The organism is Stenotrophomonas sp. CASM114 (assembly GCF_049384325.1).
Lineage (GTDB): Bacteria > Pseudomonadota > Gammaproteobacteria > Xanthomonadales > Xanthomonadaceae > Stenotrophomonas > Stenotrophomonas muris.
On sequence record NZ_JBMRGJ010000019.1, the window covers coordinates 63,456 to 84,825 of the forward strand.

At 68.2% G+C, this 21,370-nt stretch carries 19 protein-coding genes; 8 read left to right on the plus strand and 11 right to left on the minus strand.

Annotated elements, in window-relative coordinates; translation table 11 throughout:
* Positions 1-40: 40 nt before the first annotated feature.
* A complete protein-coding gene (locus tag VG566_RS16215; protein ID WP_241884317.1) occupies positions 41-2,884 on the minus strand; it encodes an autotransporter serine protease in 2,844 nt (947 codons plus the stop codon).
* A 182-nt stretch (positions 2,885-3,066) separates the two neighbouring features.
* Here VG566_RS16215 and VG566_RS16220 point away from each other — a divergent pair, with 182 nt between their 5' ends.
* The 3 genes from VG566_RS16220 (at position 3,067) to VG566_RS16230 (ending at position 5,275) form a co-directional block, all read left to right on the plus strand.
* Positions 3,067-4,242 carry a thiolase family protein gene (locus tag VG566_RS16220; RefSeq protein WP_241884316.1) on the plus strand — a complete coding sequence of 392 codons (1,176 nt, stop codon included), beginning with the start codon at positions 3,067-3,069 and terminating at the stop codon, positions 4,240-4,242.
* Between the two features lie 124 nt (positions 4,243-4,366).
* Positions 4,367-4,708, plus strand: coding sequence for a hypothetical protein (locus VG566_RS16225; RefSeq protein WP_005418203.1), 342 nt, complete (start codon positions 4,367-4,369; stop codon positions 4,706-4,708).
* A 156-nt stretch (positions 4,709-4,864) separates the two neighbouring features.
* The gene (locus tag VG566_RS16230) at positions 4,865-5,275 is read left to right on the plus strand and encodes a hypothetical protein (protein ID WP_014647982.1); all 411 of its coding nucleotides are present in this window, start codon (positions 4,865-4,867) and stop codon (positions 5,273-5,275) included.
* Positions 5,276-5,387: 112 nt separating this feature from the next.
* Here the strand turns inward: VG566_RS16230 and VG566_RS16235 are convergent, their stop codons facing one another.
* Complete coding sequence (locus VG566_RS16235; RefSeq protein WP_197574748.1) at positions 5,388-7,025, minus strand: acyl-CoA dehydrogenase family protein; 1,638 nt, start codon at positions 7,023-7,025, stop codon at positions 5,388-5,390.
* Between the two features lie 113 nt (positions 7,026-7,138).
* Between VG566_RS16235 and VG566_RS16240 the strand changes: the two genes are divergently transcribed.
* Genes VG566_RS16240 through pdeM form a run of 4 tightly spaced genes read left to right on the plus strand, consistent with a single transcriptional unit; the run spans position 7,139 to position 12,828 of the window.
* Positions 7,139-8,137, plus strand: coding sequence for a ligase-associated DNA damage response exonuclease (locus VG566_RS16240; RefSeq protein WP_046431930.1), 999 nt, complete (start codon positions 7,139-7,141; stop codon positions 8,135-8,137).
* Positions 8,134-9,741 carry an ATP-dependent DNA ligase gene (locus VG566_RS16245; protein ID WP_046431931.1) on the plus strand — a complete coding sequence of 536 codons (1,608 nt, stop codon included), beginning with the start codon at positions 8,134-8,136 and terminating at the stop codon, positions 9,739-9,741. The genes VG566_RS16240 and VG566_RS16245 overlap by 4 nt, the downstream gene beginning before the upstream one ends.
* On the plus strand, positions 9,738-12,197 hold the full coding sequence (locus VG566_RS16250; protein WP_197557415.1) for a ligase-associated DNA damage response DEXH box helicase: 2,460 nt from the start codon (positions 9,738-9,740) through the stop codon (positions 12,195-12,197). Before VG566_RS16245 ends, VG566_RS16250 begins: the two co-directional genes overlap by 4 nt.
* Positions 12,187-12,828 (plus strand): ligase-associated DNA damage response endonuclease PdeM, encoded by a 642-nt coding sequence (pdeM, locus tag VG566_RS16255; RefSeq protein ID WP_241884315.1) that lies wholly within the window; start codon positions 12,187-12,189, stop codon positions 12,826-12,828. Before VG566_RS16250 ends, pdeM begins: the two co-directional genes overlap by 11 nt.
* Before the next feature lies 1 nt (position 12,829).
* Here pdeM and VG566_RS16260 read toward each other — a convergent pair whose 3' ends face one another.
* From VG566_RS16260 to rlmD, 9 genes are all read right to left on the minus strand, one after another.
* Positions 12,830-13,099, minus strand: coding sequence for a hypothetical protein (locus tag VG566_RS16260; protein WP_423172668.1), 270 nt, complete (start codon positions 13,097-13,099; stop codon positions 12,830-12,832).
* Between the two features lie 180 nt (positions 13,100-13,279).
* Positions 13,280-14,548 (minus strand): FAD-dependent oxidoreductase, encoded by a 1,269-nt coding sequence (locus VG566_RS16265; RefSeq protein WP_046431939.1) that lies wholly within the window; start codon positions 14,546-14,548, stop codon positions 13,280-13,282.
* A 125-nt stretch (positions 14,549-14,673) separates the two neighbouring features.
* Entirely contained in the window at positions 14,674-14,880 is a 207-nt protein-coding gene (locus tag VG566_RS16270; protein WP_005410590.1) for a cold-shock protein, read from the minus strand.
* Between the two features lie 88 nt (positions 14,881-14,968).
* Entirely contained in the window at positions 14,969-15,715 is a 747-nt protein-coding gene (locus tag VG566_RS16275) for an S-methyl-5'-thioinosine phosphorylase (protein ID WP_006461208.1), read from the minus strand.
* An 82-nt stretch (positions 15,716-15,797) separates the two neighbouring features.
* Positions 15,798-16,352 (minus strand): hypoxanthine-guanine phosphoribosyltransferase, encoded by a 555-nt coding sequence (locus VG566_RS16280; RefSeq protein WP_014038078.1) that lies wholly within the window; start codon positions 16,350-16,352, stop codon positions 15,798-15,800.
* Complete coding sequence (nagZ, locus tag VG566_RS16285) at positions 16,352-17,359, minus strand: beta-N-acetylhexosaminidase (RefSeq protein ID WP_014647990.1); 1,008 nt, start codon at positions 17,357-17,359, stop codon at positions 16,352-16,354. Before nagZ ends, VG566_RS16280 begins: the two co-directional genes overlap by 1 nt.
* 159 nt (positions 17,360-17,518) lie before the next feature.
* On the minus strand, positions 17,519-18,214 hold the full coding sequence (locus VG566_RS16290) for a DsbA family oxidoreductase (RefSeq protein ID WP_241884314.1): 696 nt from the start codon (positions 18,212-18,214) through the stop codon (positions 17,519-17,521).
* Positions 18,215-18,330: 116 nt separating this feature from the next.
* The gene (locus tag VG566_RS16295) at positions 18,331-18,816 is read right to left on the minus strand and encodes a CYTH domain-containing protein (RefSeq protein WP_100450446.1); all 486 of its coding nucleotides are present in this window, start codon (positions 18,814-18,816) and stop codon (positions 18,331-18,333) included.
* Positions 18,817-18,850: 34 nt separating this feature from the next.
* Positions 18,851-20,185, minus strand: coding sequence for a 23S rRNA (uracil(1939)-C(5))-methyltransferase RlmD (gene rlmD / locus VG566_RS16300; protein WP_241884313.1), 1,335 nt, complete (start codon positions 20,183-20,185; stop codon positions 18,851-18,853).
* Between the two features lie 127 nt (positions 20,186-20,312).
* On the opposite strand from rlmD, the gene VG566_RS16305 reads away from it, so the two are divergent.
* Positions 20,313-21,041: a response regulator gene (locus VG566_RS16305; protein ID WP_014647994.1), complete on the plus strand. Its 729-nt coding sequence runs from the start codon at positions 20,313-20,315 to the stop codon at positions 21,039-21,041.
* The last annotated feature ends 329 nt before the right edge of the window (positions 21,042-21,370 follow it).

Here is a 21,370-nt window from a genome sequence, read left to right on the forward strand (position 1 = left end):
GATGTCGCGCCGGAGCTGACGTCCCGGCGCGACCTCCCGCTCAGAACCCGGTGCTGTAGCGCAGCGCCGCCTGGCGCGCGCCCTCGCCACCGACGCGCTGGTCGAAGCCCAGGCTCAGGCGGCCATTGCGGCCCCACCACGACTCCAGCGCCACGCCGAACAGCGCACTGCCACGCGGTGCGTCCCATCCCGCCAGGGGTGCCCAGGCATCGACACCAACGAAGCTGGCCTGCCAGTCCGCATCGGCACCGTCGAGCCGTTGCTGCCACTCGGCGTGCCCGCGCAGCGTCCAGCGCCCCCAGCCGCGCTCGCCGCGGATACCGGCCAGCATCTGGCTGCGCTGCACGCGGTTGGCGTCGCCACGCAGGCCGAAGCCGAAACCACCCAGCTCATTGAAGGCATCGGTATCCACGCGCGTGGTGCTGGCACCCAGATACGGTGTCAACGACGCGCCCGCGCGGCCGAAACGATAGCCGCCTTCGACGCTGGCACGGCTGAAGCGTCCGCCGTAACGCGCGGAAACACCATAGGCACCGGCGCCCAGCAGCAACTGGCGATCCAGCGCACGGGTGAACTGGCCGCTGCCGACCTGCGCCAGCGCATAGCCCCGGCCCAGGTTCCAACCGGCGTACAACTGTGCCTGCGCCTGGCGATCACGCCCACGATCGCCGCCGAAGCTGCTGCCACCATTGCTGCGGGTCTCGCCAAAGGCCACGCCCATCAGCCCATTGCTGCCCAGCGGCAGGTCCTGGCCGGCCATCCAGCCACGGCTGTCGGCGGCATTGCCGGCAAAACTGCCCTGCCCGGCCTCACCGAGCGCGCTCTGCCAGGCCCCGCGCAGGCGCGGCGCCGCCCGCACGCGATCGAAGCGCTCGGCGATCGCACGGCGCGACATGTCGATGCTGTCGAAGGTGGCCGACTCGGCCCGCGCATGCGCCTGCCCGGACAGGCTCTGCAGGCTGGCTGCCAGGCCCTCGCTGCCACCGCCGGTCCACTGCAGCGCACCGGCCGCCGCGCCGAAGGCCGAGCCCTGCAGGGCGGGACTGCCATCGAGTGCGCTGAACGCACCTTCCAGTCGTTGCGCCGCGGACTGCGCCGAGGCCGCGAGCCCGGTCGCCGCCGCCGTCACGCTCACCTGGGTCAGGTTCAACCAGGCAGTGTTGCTGTCATAGCCATAGCTGCTCTGCAGCAGCGACAGGCCCTGCAGGCCGCTGGAGGAGGCCGGGCTGCTGAAGGTGCCGCTCAGGCCACCGGCCGCATGGACCAGGTCCTGGCGGCTGCCGTTCTGCGGCACGTAGCCGGAGACGAAGCCATGCACGCGCACGCCACCATTGATCGAGGCCGTGCCGGTCACCTGCAGCGCATTGGCACCGAGCGCGATCATCAACTGGCCACCCGCCTGCTGCGTGTAGTTGCCCTCGATGGTGCCGGTGGTGCTGCCGGTGGTCAGGAACACGCTGCTGCCGTTGACCACGTTGCCGATCACGCGCGGCGTGCCGCCATTGAACTGCAGGCCGGTCGAATCCGGGTCGGGCTGGCCGAGGATGGTCACGTTGGAACGGATGACACCGCCGTTCTGCAGCGACAGGATGCCGCGCTCGATGCGGGTGGCGCCGCTGTAGCTGTTGTTGCCTGCGAGCACCAGGGTGCCCCCGCCCTGCTTGACCAGGCCACCGCTGCCGACGATGTCGTTGCTCCACAGCGAGCCACTCGATGGCGCATCGACATTGGCCACTACATCACCCCAGTCGAAGCGGCCCGGGCCCTTGATCGCCCGCGAGATGTCGAGCAGGCCGTAGCCGAACACCGCATCCACGCCGGGCGCGCCGATGTCCTTGGCCGTGCCCAGCAGGGTCTGCCGCACCAGGTTGTTGTCGAAGTACGGGTAGCGCTGCCAGACCAGCGCGGCGGCGCCGGAGATCAACGGGGCGGCGAAGGACGTCCCGTAGTTCCAGTAGTAGGTGCTGCCATTGGCATCGGGATAGACCGCGCTGCCCGGCGCCGCCAGGCAATAGCGCGCCGCCTGCCCGCAGGCATTGGCGTAGCTGGCCAGCGTGCCCGGTGCATAGGGATCCACTGCGGTCGCCACCAGCCAACCGCGCTCCAGGTCGGCCGCCGGTAGCGAGCCGGCAACGCCCAGCTGGCTGGGCAGGGCGGCCAGGCTGCTCGGTTCGGTGCGCGCATCGTTGCCGGCCGCGAACACCACCAGGCCGCCATGGTTGATGACGAACGGACGGTACTCGGCCGCCACCTGCGCGGTGGTCGGCAGGTCGGTCCAGTACAGGCCGCCCCACGAGTTGTTCATCACCTTCACGTTGTAGCTGATCAGGTCCTGGTGGACCTGCGCCACGCCCAGCGGACCGCTGAAGGAATTGCCCTTGCCGCTGCCGTCATCGACCGGCGGCTTGTCGGCGATGATCCGCGCCGAAACGATCTGCGCACCGGGGGCGATGCCGCCCGGCCAGGTTCCCACCGGCGCGCCGGCGGCCAGGCTGGCTACCGCCGTGCCGTGGCCCACCACGTCGTCCACCAGCAGGTTGTTGCGCGCCGGATCGATGTAGTTGAGGTTGCCCACCACCCGCCCGTTCAATGCCGCTGCGTTGCGCTGCACGCCCGAGTCGACGATGCCGATGCGCACGCCCTGCCCGGTCAGGCCGGCGGCCTGTGCGGCACGCGCATTGGTCACTGACAGGTGCGCGTCGAAGGCCGGTTCCTGCGGCTTGGCCGGAGGCGGTGCCGTCGGAGGGGGCGTCGTTGGGGGTGTGGGGGTGGTCGGAGGGGGATCGATGCGGACATTGCCGCCGCCTCCGCCGCCGCCACATGCCGTCATTGCCATCGCCAGCGCCGTTGCCAGCGCGGACCTAACCATCGTCGTGCGTTCCATCGATTCCTTCCCATGAACGTTGACCTGCCTACATCCCGGCAGGCGTGCGGTGCCGCCCAGCGGCGGCCCTCCCCGACCCTCTATACTTGGGCCGACCCCCACGCAGTCTGCCGGGAAACCGGGGCGCTTCCAACGTCCGCGGTCTCCTTTCCGAACATTGCTTACGCATCAACGAGATTGCCATGTCCAACATCGTCATCGCCGCCGCCAAGCGCACCGCCATCGGCTCCTTCCTCGGCCAGTTCAACGGCGTGCCGACCCCCACCCTCGGCGCGGCCGCCATCGCTGCCGCCCTGGAACAGTCGGGCGTACCGGCCAGCGACGTCTCCGAGGTCCTCATGGGCTGCGTGCTGCCGGCCAACCTCGGCCAGGCGCCCGCCCGCCAGGCGGCGATCGCCGCCGGCATTCCGCTGTCGACCGGCGCCACCACCCTCAACAAGGTGTGCGGCTCGGGCATGAAGACCATCATGCTCGGCCATGACCTGATCAAGGCCGGTTCGGCCAGCATCGTGGTCGCCGGTGGCATGGAATCGATGTCCAACGCCCCGCACCTGCTGCCGAACTCGCGTACCGGCACCCGCTTCGGCAACTTCCAGGCGGTCGACCACATGGCCCACGACGGCCTGGTCAACGCCTATGACGGCAAGGCCATGGGCGAATTCGCCGAATGCGCCGTGGACAAGTACCAGTTCAGCCGCGAGGAGCAGGACGCCTACGCGATCGAATCGGTCAAGCGCGCGCAGGCCGCACAGGCCAACGGTGCGTTCGCCGACGAGATCGTCGCGGTGAAGGTGGCCACCCGCAAGGGTGACGTCGAGGTCGCCACCGACGAGCAGCCGGGGCGCTCGGACATCGCCAAGATCCCGACCCTGCGTCCAGCCTTCAAGAAGGACGGCAGCGTCACCGCCGCCAGTTCCTCCAGCATCTCCGACGGCGCCGCCGCGGTGGTCCTGCTGACCGAGGAAGACGCGGCCGCCCGTGGCATCACTCCGCTGGCCCGCATCGTCGGCCACGCCACCCATTCGCAGGAACCGGAGTGGTTCACCACCGCCCCGATCGGCGCGATCCACACGCTGCTGGCCAAGACCGGCTGGTCGCTGGACCAGATCGACCTGTTCGAGATCAACGAGGCCTTTGCCGTGGTGGCAATGGCGCCGATGCGTGAGCTGGGCATCCCGCACGACAAGCTGAACGTGAATGGCGGTGCCTGCGCGCTGGGTCATCCCATCGGTGCCTCCGGTGCACGCCTGGTGGTGACCCTGGTCAACGCCCTGCGCACGCGCGGTGGCAAGCGCGGCATTGCCACCCTGTGCATCGGTGGCGGCGAAGCAACGGCAATCGCCATCGAATTGATTTAAAAAGATTTAACGATGATTTCGCAAAAATGAATGCGGGATCGCTTGACACCCAATCTTGGCTTGTCATCATGTTGTCGGCGCGCAGCATGCGCGTTGCCTAATTCTAACGACGAGGATTTACACAATGAGCATCAACAAGCTGCTGGTCGCGATGTCCCTGGCTCTGGCCCTGGCCGCCTGCTCGAAGCAGGAAGCTGCCCAGGACGCCGCTGCTTCGGCCAACGAAGCCGCCACCGAAGCCCAGGCTGCTGCCGACCAGGCCGCCGCTGCCGGCGCCCAGACCGCCGACGCTGCCCAGCAGGCTGCCAACACCGCCGCCACCGCTGCTGACGCTGCGACCGACGCTGCTGCCAACACCGCTGCTGCCGCGACCGACGCTGCTGCTGGCGAAGCCAAGGACGCTGCCAAGGCTGCCGAAGCTACCGCTGAGCAGGCCAAGGACGCTGCTGAAGAAGCCAAGAAGTAATAACTTCTTTCTTCACGCTGTTCCGGAAAAGCCGCTGGTTCGCCAGCGGCTTTTTCTTTGCGCCACTGCGACCTCGCGGCGCGGGCATCGCGACCCCGCCTTCACAACGGCATGAATAGGCTGGCGTCCCCATCCATTGCAGTACCGGAGACCGCCATGAAGATTCGCCCGATCACCACCACCCTGCTGGCCGCCTCCCTGCTGCTGGCCCTGGCCGCCTGCAAGGGCCCGGAAGCCGAACAGGCCAAGCAGGACGCGCAGCAGGCCGCTGACAGCGCCGGCGCGGCTGCCCGCGATGCCGTCGACAAGGCGGCAGAAGCTACCCGTGACGCCGCCGACAAGACCGCTGCAGCCTCCGAGCAGGCCGCCGCCGATACCCAGCAGGCGCTGGACAAGGCTGCAGACGCCACCGCCAACGCTGCCGACAAGGCCAAGGACGCCGCAACCGACGCCGCCGCACACGCCAGCGACGCGACTGCCAACGCCGCACAGAAGGTGGCCGACAAGGCCCGCGATGTCGCCAATGACGCGAAGGCGAACGCCGCCAAGGAAGAAGCCAAGCACTGAGGCGTACCGGCAGCCAGGCATGGGCCCGGCGCTACAGGAAAAGCCGCGGCACTGCCGCGGCTTTTCTGCTTTTCGCTTTGCGTTTTTTCCGTTGATTCCGTGGTGGGCGCTCCTACGGCAGCGCGCGCACCAGCATCGCCGACAGATCCACGCCCGTCGGCAGGGTCCCGAACACCAGCCCATGCTCCGCTTGCAGCCGGCTGCGCACGAATGCCTCTGCCATCGGACTTTGCGCACGCAACAGCAGCGCGGCCTGCAACAACAGCACTGTGCGCTCGCAGAACAGCCGCGCCTGCGACTCATCCGGTGGCGGTGCTGCTGCCCACCGCTGCAAAGCCGCTGCGTAGCGCGCATCACGATCGGCCACCGCCGCCAGTTCAGCGCGCAGCGCCGCCAGCGCCTCCGGTTCGCGCGCCAGCGCGCGCAGCACGTCCAGACACTGGATGTTGCCGCTTCCTTCCCAGATCGAATTCAACGGTGCCTGCCGGTACAGCCGCGGCAGCATCGATTCCTCCACATAGCCCGCGCCGCCCAGGCATTCCTGTGCTTCATTGACGAAGGCCGGCGCGCGCTTGCACAACCAGTACTTGCCCAGCGCCGTCCCCACACGCGCCAACGCGGCTTCGTTGGCATCCACGCCGGCCCGGTCCACCGCACGCGCGATGCGCATCGACAGCACTGTGGCCGCTTCCGACTCCAGTGCCAGGTCGGCCAGCACATTGGTCATCAACGGGTGCTCGACCAGCAGCTTGCCGAACGTGCGGCGATGACGTGCGTGATGCAGCGCCTGCGCCAGCGCCATGCGCATTTCCGCCGCCGCGCCCAGCATGCAGTCCAGGCGGGTCATCATCACCATGCCGATGATGGTGGCCACGCCCCGCCCCTCCTCGCCCACGCGCCACGCCTGTGCCCCGCAGAACTCGACTTCGCTGGAGGCATTGGCCCAATCGCCAAGCTTGTCCTTCAAGCGCATCAACCGGAATGCGTTGCGGTCGCCGTCGGCCAGCCGGCGCGGCATCAGCAGGCAGGTCAGTCCTCCCGGCGCCTGCGCCAGTACCAGGAAGCCATCGCACATCGGTGCGGAAAAGAACCACTTGTGACCGACCAGGCGATAGCGCTGGCCATCGATCGGTTCAGCGCGCGTGCTGTTGGCACGCACATCCGAGCCTCCCTGCTTCTCGGTCATGCCCATGCCCAGCGTGATGCCGGCCTTGTCCGCCACCGGTACATCGCGCGGGTCATAGACCGGCGCTGCGGCCTTGCGCGCCCACTCGGCCAGGTGCGGCTGCGTGTGCAGCACTGCAACTGCCGCATGGGTCATCGTCAACGGGCAACTGGTGCCAGCCTCGGCCTGGTGGTGCAGGTAGCTCAACACCGCGCGCGCGACATGCCCGCCCGGTTGCGGCTCGTGCCAGGACAACCCGGCGACCCCGTGCGATTTCGCTGTGCCCATCAACTGGTGATAGGCCGGATGGAACTCCACCGTATCGATGCGATGGCCCTGCGCATCATGCGTGCGCAGGCGCGGCCGATCGCGGTTGGCATCGAAGCCGAGCCGGTACAGTTCGTCACCCGCCAGCGCACCATAGACCGCCAGCCGCGGCGCGAAGCCGCCAGCGCCTTCGCGCTGCACCGCCTCCATCAGCGCCACGTCATCGGTCCACAACTGGCGCCCCGCGAACGACGGCGGCTGGTTCAGCACCACATGGGTTTCGTAGGGCGCATTGCTGCTGAAGCTGGGTCCACTCATCCGGTCCGTCCTGGCGGCAAGAGATCTGCGGTCCGATTGTGCCGCATCGCCTGCCAAGCCCGTGTTCAGGCCGATTCTCACCCTGTGCACGAGCGGCCGGCCACAGTGACCGCATGGCAGTCAACGACGATCTGGTGGTCCTGCGCCCCGAAGGGCTGTACTGCGCCGCCGGTGATTTCCACATCGATCCCTGGCGACCGGTCCCGCGCGCGGTCATCACCCATGGCCACGGCGATCACGCACGCCCGGGCATGGGCGAATACCACTGCAGCGACGGCAGCCTGCCGATCCTGCGCTGGCGCCTGGGCGATGTGCCGGTGCAGGCGCATGCCGAGGGCGTGCCGTTCCGCCTGGGCCGGGTGCAGGTATCGCTGCATCCCGCCGGCCATGTACTGGGATCTTCGCAGGTGCGCATCGACGACGGGCAGCAGGTCTGGGTGGCGTCCGGCGACTACAAGCGCCAGCCTGATCCAACCTGTGCGCCGTTCGAAGTGGTGCCCTGCGATACCTTCATCACCGAGGCCACCTTTGCCCTGCCGATCTATCGTTGGCCGGACACGCCCACCGTCGCTGCGGAGATCGTGGCGTGGCGCCGCGAATGCGAACAGCGCGGCGAAGCTGCCATCCTGCTGTGCTATGCACTGGGCAAGGCGCAACGGGTACTGGCCGAACTGCTGCCGCTGGACGATCGCCCGGCCTGGCTGCACGGTGCCATCGCCAATGGTGTGGAGGTGTATCGGCAGGCCAACGTGCCAATGCTGGAGACGCTGGCGGTGGCCGAGCAGGGTCGCCAGCCGGATGCCGCCGGCCAGTTGATCCTCGCCCCGCCCTCGGCCGCCGGCACGCCGTGGATGCGCCGCTTCGGCCGCTACCAGCTGGGCTTCGCCTCGGGCTGGATGCAGCTGCGCGGCAACCGGCGTCGCCGCAACGTCGATCGTGGCTTCGTCATTTCCGATCACGCCGATTGGCCCGCACTGCTGCAGACCATCGAACAGACCGGCGCGCAGCGGGTGATCGCCACCCATGGTAATACCGATGCGTTGATTCCCTTCCTGCGCGAGCGCGGCGTAGCGGCTGAAGCCTTCCGTACCGATTTCGGGAGCGAGGAATGAAGGCCTTCGCGGCGCTCTACCAGCGCCTGGACCGCAGCACCGCCACGCTGGACAAGCGTGCGGCATTGATCGATTACTTCCGCCAGGCAGGCGCGCACGATGCGGCGTGGGCGCTGTACCTGCTCAGCGGTGGCAAGGTGGGCGGCGCACGCCGCAAGATCGCCGCCAGTGGCGAACTGCGCGCCTGGATTGCCGAAGAATCCGGCTTGCCGCCATGGCTGGTGGAAGACAGCTATGCGCAGGTCGGTGACCTGGCCGAAACGTTGACCCTGCTGCTGGATGATCCATCCCAGCCGGCCGCCGACCGTGCGTTGGCGGATTGGATCGAACAGCATCTGCTGGCGGTGGCCAACCAGCCCGAAGCGGTACGCCGTGCGGCGGTCGTCGCGGGCTGGCAGCAGCTGTGCAGCAGCGAACGCCTGGTGTTCAACAAGCTGCTGACCGGCGCCCTGCGCGTTGGCGTCTCGCAGCGGCTGGTGCAGCAGGCACTGGCGGAGTGGTCCGGGCTGGACATCGCGCGCATCGCCCAGCGCATGCTTGGCGAGTGGGTGCCCTCGCCCGCACTGCTGGGCCAGCTGCTGTCGCCGGATGAGCTCCCACTGGACCGGCAGCAACCCTACCCGTTCTTCCTCGCCTCGCCACTGGAAGGCGATCCTGCCGAACGCCTCGGCCCCATCGAAGATTGGCTGCTGGAATGGAAGTGGGATGGCATCCGCCTGCAGCTGCTGCGCCGGCGCGGCGAGGTCGCATTATGGTCACGCGGCGAAGAGCGGCTGGATGGTCGCTTCCCCGAAATCGAACAGGCGGCGATGGCGCTTCCCGACGGCTGCGTGCTGGACGGAGAGCTGCTGGCCTGGGACGAAGCCACGGACCTGCCGCGTGCATTCACCGCGCTGCAGACCCGCATCCAGCGCCGCAAGCCCGGTGCGGCTACCCTGCGCAACACGCCGGTGCGCGTGCTCGCCTATGACCTGCTGGAACACGATGGCGCGGACCTGCGTGAGTTGCCGTTGCGGGAACGGCGTGCACGGCTTGCCGACGTCGTCGGTGCCCTGGGTGATGCACGGATCCAGCTCTCACCCGACGTTGCCGCCGAAGACTGGCCGCAGGCGGCCGCGATGCGCGATGTGGCACGCGAACGTGGCGTGGAAGGGCTGATGCTGAAACGTCGTGCCTCGCCCTACCAGGCCGGGCGACGCCGCGGCGACTGGTGGAAATGGAAGGTCGATCCGCTCACCATCGATGCAGTGCTCCTGTACGCGCAGGCTGGCCATGGGCGGCGCAGCACGTTGTACACCGACTACACCTTCGGCGTCTGGGACGGCGACACGCTGGTACCGGTGGCCAAGGCCTATTCGGGCCTGGATGACAAGGAGATCCTCGCGCTTGATCGCTGGATCCGCGCCAACACCCGCGAGCGCTTTGGCCCGGTGCGCAGCGTACGCCCCGAACACGTCTTCGAACTGGGCTTCGAGGCGGTCAACCGCAGCAGCCGGCACAAGTCCGGTATCGCCGTACGCTTTCCACGCATCCTGCGCTGGCGCCACGACAAGCCAGCCAGCGAGGCCGATCAGCTGGCTACCCTGCAGGCGCTGGCGCGATGAACCGCAGCCAGGCACTACGCCGGCTGGAAGACTGGTTCGCGTCGAAAGGCTGGCGCTCGTTGCCGTTCCAGCGCGCGATGTGGCGGCACTATCTCGCCGGCGGATCCGGGTTGCTGCACACGCCCACAGGCAGCGGCAAGACACTGGCGATGTTCGGGGGACCGCTGCTGCAGGCCATGATCGACCCACCGCCTTCGCCCCGCCGCGCCAGTGCGGTACGCCCGCTGCAGGTGCTGTGGGTGACGCCCTTGCGCGCGTTGGCCAGCGACACCGCGCGTGCACTGCAGGCCGTGGTCGATGGGTTGCAGCTTGGATGGCGTGTCGGCCTGCGCAGCGGTGACGCCAGCAACCGCGAACGACGACAGGCACGCGAGGGCCGCATCGACGTACTGGTCACGACGCCGGAATCACTGGCGCTGCTGTTGAGCTATCCGGATACGCTGCCGCGCATGCGCCAGCTGCGCTGCGTGGTGGTGGACGAATGGCACGAACTGCTGGGCAACAAGCGCGGTGTCCTGCTGCAGTTGAATCTGGCCGTGCTGCGCGATGCCGCGCCTGCATTGCAGCTGTGGGGGCTGTCGGCCACGCTGGGCAATCTGGATGAGGCGCGCGACGTGCTGCTGCCCGGACAGCCCGACGCGCCGATCGTGCAGGGCGTGCGCCCGCGTGCGACCACGGTGCGCAGCCTGCTGCCCGAACCCGGTGAACGCTTTCCCTGGGCCGGGCACCTGGGCCTGGCCCAACTGCCGCGGGTGCTGGACGCATTGATGCAGGCACGCAGCAGCCTGCTCTTCACCAACACCCGTGCACAGGCAGAACTGTGGCATCAGGCGCTGGCGTCGGTCTGGCCCGAGCAACACGACACGCTTGCGCTGCACCACGGTTCGCTGGATCCAGCGCTGCGCCAGCAGGTGGAGGACGGGCTGCGTGCAGGAACGCTGCGCTGCGTGGTCGCCACCTCCAGCCTCGACCTCGGCGTGGACTTTCCCGAGGTCGAACAGGTACTGCAGCTGGGCAGCCCGAAGGGCGTCGCCCGCCTGCGCCAGCGCGCCGGACGTGCGCGCCATCGTCCCGGTGCCAGTGGCGCGATCCTGTGCGTGCCCAGCCATGCGCTGGAACTGGCCGAGTACGCAGCCGTGCGTCGCGCACTGGCCGAAGGCGTGGTCGAAGCACGCAGGCCGCCGATGCTGTCGCTGGACGTTCTGGCCCAGCATGCGGTCAGCCGTGCCCTGGCCGGTGGCTTCCACGGTGATGCGCTGCTGGCGCAGGTCCGGCGCACCCATGCGTTCGCATCCCTGGCCGAGGACCAGTGGCAGGCCGTGCTGACTTTCATCGTGCAGGGGGGCCAGGCCCTGGCCCAGTACCCTGACTTCCACAAGGTCGTGCAGGACGCCGATGGCCGCTACCGGATGCACGACCGGCGCCAGGCACTACGCCACCGGCTGTCGATCGGCACCATCAGCAGCGATGGCAGCGTGCGCGTGCAGTTCCTGCGCGGGGCCGGCCTCGGCGCCGTGGAGGAACAGTTCGCCAGCCGCCTGCGCCGCGGAGACCGCTTCCAGTTCGCCGGGCGCCTGCTGGAGCTGGTGCAGCTGCGCGACATGACCGCCTTCGTGCGGCTGGCACGAGGGCGCGGTGAAGGTGTCGTGCCCCGCTGGCAGGGAGGCCAGCTGCCGCTGTCGATGGCACTCGGCGGCGAACTGGAGTCGGTGCTGTCAGGCGCCGACGACAGTGCGGAAGCGCGCTGGCTGGCACCGCTGCTGGCACTTCAGCAGCAGGTGTCGGCGCTTCCCGGCCCGGACCACGTGCTGCTGGAGGACGTACGCCGCCGCGAAGGCCAGTTCCTCTTCGTCTATCCCTTCGCCGGACGCCACGTGCACGAGGCGCTGGCCGCCCTGTTGGCACTGCGCTGCACCCGCCAGCAACGCAACAGCATCGGCTATGCCGTGAATGATCACGGCCTGGTGCTGGCACCGGCGCAGGCGATCGACCTGGACGCGGCGCAATGGCATGCGTTGTTCACCACCGATCAGCTGCTGGACGATCTGCGTGCGGCGGTGAACCTGGGCGAGCTTGCGCGGCGCCAGTTCCGTGGCATCGCGCGCGTCGCAGGCCTGCTGGTACCCAGCCTGCCGGGGGGCATGCCGCGATCGCTGCGCCAGCTGCAGGCCTCGGCGGGCCTGCTGTACGACGTATTGCGCGAGCATGACCCCGAGCACCTGCTGCTGGCGCTGGCCGAACGCGAAGTGCTGCATGACAGCCTTGACCTGCCGGGGCTGCGCCAGGTGCTGGTCCGGATCGGCGCGCGACGCATGTCGATGCAGCGCCCTGCATCGCTGACGCCCCTGGGCTTTCCACTGTGGGCCGAACGCCTGCGCGGACAGTTCAGCAACGAGGACTGGCGTACCCGCGTGCAACGCGCGGCCCAGCAGCTGGAACGTCGCCATGGCCGATGAAATACCGCTGCTGCTTGCCGGCGAACCGGTGACCCTGACGGGCGCACGCGCACTCTACTGGCCGGCGCGGCAGGCGCTGCTGATCGCGGACCTGCACCTGGGCAAGGCCGATGTGTTCCGCCGCGCCGGCATCGCGCTGCCCAGCGGCGGAACCGGCGAAGACCTGCAACGCCTGCAGGGTCTGCTGGACAGGCACGCCTGCCGCGAACTATGGATCCTGGGCGACATCCTGCATGGGCCGGCGCATCGCGCCGCCTGGTACCAGCAATGGCTCGGCTGGCGCGAACGCAACACCGCACTGGACGTGCATGTCCTGCCCGGAAATCATGACCGGCAGCTACCGCATGCCCAGCTGCAGGTGCAGATCCACGAGGAGGTGCGGCTGGCGCCGTTCCTGCTGCGCCATGAACCGTGCGCAGACCCGGCGTGGCACGTGGTCGCAGGCCACCTGCATCCGCAGGTCGCACTGCCCGCATTGCGCCGGCGCTTCCCGGCCTTCTGGCTGCGCGAGCGGATGACGGTCCTGCCGGCCTTTTCCGCGTTCACCGCCGGAATCGTGCCTGCTCCCGCCAGCGGCGAACAGATGATCGCCTGCGTGGAAAACGGCCTGGTGGAACTGCCAGTGGCTTGAATCAGGCCGGACGAATGTCCAGCTGCGGCATCAACTGGAGCTCAGGCGTGTCAACTTCACGTCGCCGCGGCAAGGCCTGGATTGCCGCCAGCATCTCCTGTGCGCAGGCGCGGATGCGTCCGTGGTGCTCCGGCGATGCATGACTGATCAAGCTGCCCACATGGAATTCGAACACGTCCTCCAGTACGTCGGGCTGGTCCTCGTGCAGCATCTGCAACAGTCCGCGCAGCTTGCAGATTTCCGATTCCAGCTCCTCGACCGCGAACCACATGGCGTCCTCCTCTTCAACAACAGGCGGCACGTCCGGGCCGCGACAGGCCGCAACGGCAGCGCCGCCCGGGCCACGCGCGATGTCAATCACGGAAAGGAAAACGGGCGACGCGCAATCGCGTGCAACCTACTTCTCGCATATACACGGTGAGGCAACCGTTAATTCGCGTGACAGCACGCTTCACGCATTCGCAGTGATCGCGCCGATGCCAGGCATCTGCGCCCCTGCAGCCAACGCGTCGACAAATGCCGGATCCAGCGCAAGCGAACCGAACCAGCCATGCTGGGTACCGCTGAGCACGCGCAGCATGTGGCCACGCCCACCCGGCAGGCGCCCCATCGGCCCGAGCAGCACGTCGCGCGCCTTTGCCCAGGCATCGCGATCAGACTGGAACAGCGGCGTCAGCCAACGGCTCCAGCGCTGGTAGACCGCAACGTGCGCCCTGCGCTGCGCCTGGTAGGCCTGCAATGCAGCGCCTCCCCCGCCATGTGCGCGCACGGCATCGCGCAATGCCAGCGCATCGAGCAGCGCCATGTTCACGCCCTGCCCCAGCTGCGGGCTCATCGCATGTGCGGCATCGCCGGCCAGCACCATGCGGCCGCAATGCCAGCGCGTCATCACGGCGTCACGGTAGACCGCGCGCGCCAGCTGGCCGGCATCATGCAGATGCGCAAAGCGCGCGCTGGCCTGCGGCCACAGCGCGTGCAGCTCGTCCAGCCAGGGCGTCATGCCATCGGCCTGCCATCGTTCGAAGTCGGCGCGTGGCAGGCTCCAGAAGAAGCTCAGGCGCGGCGTGTCATCACCGGGCCGCGTACCGACCGGCAGCAGCCCGATCATCTTGCGCGCGGCCACGTAGCGCTGCCGCAGCTCCTGCAGGTGCGGCCAGTCCTCGGCCGGCAGCAGGCACCACAGTGCGCCCCAGGGATACACGCGGTCCAGCCCGGTGCCGCCTTCGATCGAGCCGCGCAGCGTCGAAGCCGCACCATCGGCGGCCACCACCAGGTCGAACGGCCCATGCATGCGGCCCTCACTGTCATGCAGGCGGCCCTGTGCGGCATCCACTGCGGCAATGGTGACGCCGGCATGCAGCTGGCCCGCACCCGCACGCGCCCCGTCCAGCAGCGAGAACAGCGCCCCACGCTGCATGCCGAGGCCGTGCAGGCGCGCATCCAGGCCGTCATAGCGCATGTCCATCACCGTGCGCTCGCACGGCGTATCGCCATACAGACGGTGCACCGGCGCCGCATGCGCGCGCACGGCATCAAGCAGGCCCATCTGCCACAGCACCTGCAGGCCGCTGGGCTGCAGCAGGAAGCCGGCGCCAACCGGCCCCGGCGAGGGCACGCGTTCGAAGATCTCCACCTCGTGGCCATCACGAGAGAGCAGGATGGACAATGCCTGTCCAGCGGTGCCGTAGCCGATCACGGCGATGCGCAGTCGTTCCTTCATCGGCGCATTGTGCCCGAGCGCAAATCCGGATGGCCACCTGGAACCCTGTCCACAGCGCCGCAATGCCCGTCGCGACGCAAAAAAAACCCCGCCGAAGCGGGGTTTTCAACGCACTGTCGAGTGGATCACTCGGCCGGCGTGATGTTCGAAGCCTGGGCACCCTTCGGGCCCTGGGTCACGTCATAGGTGACACGCTGGCCTTCCTGCAGGCTGCGGAAGCCCTTGGAGTTGATGGCGGAGAAGTGCGCGAACACGTCGGCGCTGCCATCCTCCGGCGAGATGAAGCCAAATCCCTTGGCGTCGTTGAACCACTTGACGGTACCGTTCGGCATGGTGATGCGAGACCTTATGCAATGAATGGGTGGTGTACGCTGAACCCGCGCACAAGCTGAGTATGCAAAGCTTGCTCGGGGAAGACAATCACCCCCGCGCCAATTCGCCCACCAGTTCCGGAAGTCCGTTGCTGGCCGCCTGCACGTTCGCCAGTACTTCGGCCATCGTAATCTCCTCGCCATCACCGCAGCCGGCGGCCCAATTGGCGATGATTGCCAGGCAGGCGTAATCCAGCCCCAGCTCGCGTGCCAGCGCGGCCTCCGGCATGCCGGTCATGCCTACCAGGTCGCAGCCGTCACGGCGCATGCGGGCGATCTCGGCGATGGTCTCCAGGCGCGGGCCCTGCGTCGCGCCGTAGCAGCCACCGTCATGGACCGTGACGCCGGTCACTTTCGCTGCCGCCAGGATCTTGCTGCGCAGCATCGGCGTATAGGGGTGGCCGAAATCGACGTGGACCACGTCGGTGCCTTCTTCTTCACAGATCGTGCTGATGCGGCCCCAGGTGTAGTCGATGATCTGGTCCGGGCAGGCCAGCACGCGCGGACCGAAGTCTTCGGTGATGCCACCCACCGTGTTCAATGCCAGCACGCGCTGCGCGCCCAGCTGCTGCAGCGCGGCCAGGTTGGCGCGGTAGTTGATCTTGTGCGGCGGCAGTGAGTGCCCCTCGCCATGCCGCGCCAGGAACGCCACGCGATGGCCGAGCAGCGTGCCCACGCGCACCGGGCCGGACGGGCGGCCAAAGCGGGTGTCGACCTCGTGGGTCTGCACGTCGTCGAGCTTGGCCAGGTTGTAGACACCGGTACCGCCGATCACGGCCAGGGCGATCTGTTGCATTCAAAGCACTCCATGGAAAGACGAACGCCGGCACCCGAGGATGCCGGCGGTGGAAGAAGACGCGCCGCAGGCAGCTGCGCCGTTACTCCTTCATTGCGTAGATCGCCGGCACGCAGCGCAGGGTCTCGTTGACGTCCATGCCGAAGCCGAACACGTAGCGGTCCGGCAGCTCGATGCCGGCGTAGTCGGCGGTCACGTCCGGCAGTGCGCGGTCGTGCTTCTTCACGGTCATCGCGGCGATGCGCACGTCGGTCGCGCCCTGCTCCAGGCACCAGGTGCGGACGCCCTGCAGGGTGTAGCCCTCGTCGAGGATGTCGTCGATCAGCAGCACGCGGCGGCCGAACAGCGAGGTGGCCGGCTTGTGCTTCCAGACCAGGTCTCCGCCGGTGGTTTCACCACGGTAGCGGGTCGCGTGCAGGTAATCGAACTGCACGTCCTGGCCGCGCGCGCCCAGTTCCAGCGCCAGCTGGCCGGCGAACGGCAGCGCACCATGCATGATGGACAGGAACAGCGGCACCTCGCCCTTGTAATCGCGCGCGATGGCGTCGGCGATACCGGCGATGGCCTTGTCGATGGTGGGGCGGTCGACCAGCAGGTCAGCCTGGGCCAGGGCCTGGGAAATGGTGAGGTTGGGCATCAGACGGTTCTTCCAAGGGTTTCAAGCAGACGGGATTGGGTGTCGCCATGGCGGGCGTCGGCCAGCAGGCCGTCCCAGCCGAGCGCGCCGCGGCCAAGCAGGCCCAGCAGCGCAGCAGTATTGAGGGAGCGTCCCTGCACCGCGTGCAGGGCTTCATCGACCAGTTCCGGGTGGCAGACCAGCACTACGTCGCAGCCCGCATCCAGATGCGCGTGCACGCGTGCCGGCACGCCACCGGCGCTGTGCGAGGCGGCCATGCCGATGTCATCGGAGAACACCACGCCACGGAAGCCGAGCTCGCCACGCAGGATGTCCTGGATCCAGCGCGGGGAATAGCCGGCCGGCTCCGGCGCCACCTGCGGATAGATCACGTGCGCCATCATCACCGCATCGGCACCGGCGGCGATGCCGGCCTGGAACGGCACCAGGTCCTGGGCGCGCAGTTCGTCCAGCGCGCGCGGATCGATCGCGGTATCGACGTGGGTGTCTTCCAGCACGGTGCCGTGGCCGGGGAAATGCTTGAGCGTGGCGGCCATGCCGACCGCATGCATGCCGCGCACATAGGCGGCGGTGAACGCGGCCACCACCTGCGGGTCTTCACTGAAGGCACGGTTGCCGATGGCGCGGTTGCCGCGGCCAAGGTCGACCACCGGCGCGAAACTCAGGTCGAGGCCGCTGGCACGTACTTCGCTGGCCATCAGCCAGGCATGCTGCTCGGCCAGGGCCAGCGCCTGCTGCGGGTCGGCGGCGTACAGCGCGCCGATGTCCTGCAGCGGCGGCAGCGCGCTGTAGCCCTCGCGGAAACGCTGCACACGGCCGCCTTCCTGGTCCACGCAGATCAGCTGCGGGCGCGGGGCGGCGGCACGGATCGCCGCACTCAGATCGGTCACCTGCTGGCGCGAGGCGAAGTTGCGCTTGAACAGCACCACCCCGGCCACGGCGTCGTGCTGCAGCCAGTCACGTTCCTGGGCGGTCAGTTCGGTGCCGGCAACGCCGATCAGCAGCATGGTCGATCTCCACAACGCGCGCCCGCATGGCGCAGTGCCGCATTGTCGCAGAACCGGCCGACAGGCGCAGGGGGCAGACGAAGGGGAGTGTGGGGTCAGAGCCCCTGCGGGGATCTGACCCCGGGGTCGGATTCCCGCGGGGGGCTGCCCCCGGTCTGCTCAGACCTTGCAGCCGTCCGGGCCGCAGGCCTCGTCGCCGTCAGCCGAAGCTGCCGGGGCGCCCTGTTCGGCTGCGATCTGGCGAAGGGCGTTGGCGAAGGCCTCTGGCGGCTGGGCCCCGGAAATGGCCCACTTCCCATCGATGACGAAAGTCGGCACCGAGGAAATGCCCAGTGCATGGACCTGCGCCAGCCTGGCTTCGACCTCGGCCAGGCCGCGGTCGGAGCCCAGCATCTGCGCGATTTCAGCACCGTCCAGGCCGCCAGCCACGCCGGCCTTCACCAGCACTGCAGTATCGGCCAGATTCTGGCCATGCTCGAAGTGGGCACGGAAAAGTGCTTCGCCGACCGCATCCTGCACGCCGTGCTGGCCGGCCAGCCACAACACCCGATGCGCCGGCAGCGTGGTCACCCGCACCTGGCCCTGGCTGAAATCCATCGGCAGGCCCTCGGCCCGCGCGGTGGTCTGGGTCTGGCCGAGGATCTGCTCGGTGCGCTCGACGCCACCGAACTTGCGCACATAGGCCTCGCGCAGCGGCACCGGGGTGGCGTCCGCGTCCGGGTCCAGCTGGAACGGCTGCCAGTGGATATCGAGTTCAGGCGCATTGGCGCCGAGCAACTGCACACCCTGCTGGAAGCGATGCTTGCCGATCCAGCACCAGGGGCAGACCACGTCGGAGTAGATGTCGATTCTCATCCCCACCACATGGGGCCCGCCTCCCTCGAAAAAAGGGGACGGAGGGGATTAAGTCGTTTCCAGCACAGCTGGGGTAAAGACGACTTAATCCCCTCCGTCCCCTTTTTTTGGGGGCTTCACCACTGTGAATAGGGATGGCTGGCCAGTGCGACGTTGTAGTAGCGCGCGTCGTCGGTGACTTCGGCACCCACCCAGTCCGGCAGTTCGATCGCCTGGTCGGCGCTGTCCAGCTCGACTTCGGCCACGACCAGGCCGGCGTTGTCGCCGAGGAACTCGTCCACCTCCCAGGTCAGGCCGGCGTGTTCGACCAGGTGGCGGCGCTTGTCGATCAGGCCACCGACGCACAGCGCCAACAGGGCGCGCGCATCCTCCACCGGGATCGGGTAGTCGAACTCCTGGCGGGTATGGCCGATGGTGCGCGACTTCAGGTTCAGCGCGGCGTGGTCGCCTTCGATGCGCACGCGCACCGAGGCGTTCTGGGTGCCGCGGTCGAGCGCGCCCATGTCGTTGATGTAGCCCTGCGCCATCGGGATCACCCGATGCGCGGCGGTGCGCCAGCCATCACTGCTGACGAGGAATTTGCGTTCGATTTCGATGCCCATCGCGCCATTATGCGCGATGGGTGATGACAACCTGTCAGCGCTTCTCGAACACCGCGATGCTTTCCACGTGCGCGGTATGCGGGAACATGTCCATGGCACCGGCGCTGACCAGGGTGAAGCCCTGTTCGTTGACCAGATAGCCGGCATCGCGCGCCAGCGAGCCCGGGTGGCAGCTGACGTAGACAATGCGCTTGAACTGCTTCAGCGGCAGCTGCTGCAGCACTTCGATCGCACCCGAGCGCGGCGGGTCCAGCAGCAGCTTGTCAAAGCCCTGGCGCATCCACGGGGTGCTGCGCTGGTCCTGGGTCAGGTCGGCGCTGAAGAACTGCGCGTTGGCCAGGCCGTTGCGCTCGGCGTTCTCACGCGCACGCGCCACCAGGCCGGCATCGCCTTCCACGCCAACCACCTCGCGCACGCGGCGCGCCAGCGGCAGGGTGAAGTTGCCCAGGCCGCAGAACAGGTCCAGTACACGCTCGTCCTCACCCGGTTCCAGCAGGTCCAGGGCGTGGGCGATCATCTTCTCGTTGAGCTTGGCATTGACCTGGATGAAGTCCAGCGGGCGGAACGCCAGCTCGACATCCCACGGCGCCAGACGGAACGACAGCGGCACATCCTGCCCGTCCAGCGGCTGCACGGTATCCACGCCGCCGGACTGCAGGTAGATCACGAAGCCATGCTGCTGGCCGAAAGCCGCCCAGGCCGCGCGGTCGGCATCGCTGAGCGGCTGCAGATGGCGAACGGTCAGGACCACGGCCTGGTCACCGGCGATGAATTCGATCTGCGGGATGTCACGCTTGCCATCGAGTGACTCGATGAAGGTGGACAGCGCCTCGACCTTGGTACCGATCTCGGGGATCACGGTCAGGCACTGGCTGAGGTCGGCGACGAAGCGCGGATCCTGTTCACGGAAGCCGACCAGGGTCTTGTCCTTCTTTTCGACCCGGCGCACCGAGAAACGGCCCTTGCGGCGGTAGCCCCAGCTCTCGCCGACCAGCGGCGCCAGCACGGTGCCCGGCTTCACATGGCCGATCCGCTCCAGGTTGTCCATCAGCACGCGCTGCTTGGCCACGATCTGCTGGTCCTCGTCCAGGTGCTGCAGCACGCAGCCGGCGCAGGTACCGAAATGGGGGCACTTGGGGGCCACCCGCTGCGGCGAGGCCTGCAGCACCTCCAGGGTGCGCGCCTCGTCGAAATGGCGGCTGCGGGCAGTCTGCTCAGCCATCACCACCTCGCCGGGCAGCGCGCCGCTGACGAAGGTGACCTTGCCGCCCTCGCCTTCACGGCGGGCGACACCGCGACCATCATGGCTGAGGTCGAGGATCTCGGTCTGGAATGGGGTACGGTCAGTGCGGGAACGGGATCGGGCCACGTGGCAACAGGCTGCGGGCAAAAATGGGGGCGTATTGTCGCAGATCCTGACCGACGGGGCCTGGACCCGCTTGCGCCCGTGGCCGTCGTGCTTGATGATTGGGCCAGCTGACATGGAGGCAGCCCTGATGCAGATGACCCCGCGGGCCGCACGGCCCCGCTTCCTGCTTGTCGAGGACGACATCATCAGCCGCGGTTTTTTCAAGGCGGCGTTGGAAACGTTACCGGCGGATGTGGATACCGCAGATTCGCTGGCCAGTGCCCTGGCCAGTGCCGAACCCGGCGCGCATGATCTGTGGCTGATCGACGTCAACCTGCCGGATGGCAATGGCGCGCAACTGCTGCGTGAGCTACGCCGCTCACATCCCGACACACCGGCGCTGGCACATACGGCCGACGGCGATACCTCCATCCACGCCCGCCTGCGCGAAGCCGGTTTCAGCGACACCCTGGTCAAGCCGCTGGGCCGCGACCAGCTGCTGAAGGCCGTGCGCCGTGCGCTGGTCAACAGCCCGGCGGGAATCTTCGTGGCACAGGCCCCGGCCGCGGTCGAGCTGGCCGTTCAGGACTGGGACGAGACTGCGGCATTGGCCGCACTCAACGGCCAGCGCAACCACCTGATCGCACTGCGCGAGCTGTTCCTGGCCGAGTTGCCCGGTGTGCGCGACGCGGTCGAGCAGGCGGTGGACCAGCACGACGAGCGCCAGCTGCGCAGCCAGTTGCACCGGTTGCAGGCGAGCTGTGGCTTCGTGGGGGCGGCACGGTTGGGCCGGGCGGTGCGCCAGCTGCATCATGCACCCGAGTCCGGGCAGGCCCAGGACGGGTTCCGCGCCGCGGTAGCTGCCCTGCTGCATTGAGGGTTTTTCGGCAGGGCTGCGCCCTGCACCCGCAGAGGCTTCAAGCCAAGCCAAGGCAACAGCAACAGCAACGGCATGCATTCCGTGGGTTGGCGGTGCGGTATCGGAGGGCGGGGACGCCGTAAACCCGTCCTTGGGGGCTTGGCAGCCGCATCCATGCGGCTGACACCCCGCCCTCCGATACCGCCCCACCTCTTACAGTTTTCCGCGATCGGGTAGATCCACGCCATGCGTGGATGAATTTCTGTCAGATATCGAAATCAATCTGGGGTCGGTTCCGTTTTACTGCGGAAAAAGGTTACGACCCCACCCCCTTCCGACAGCGCGCG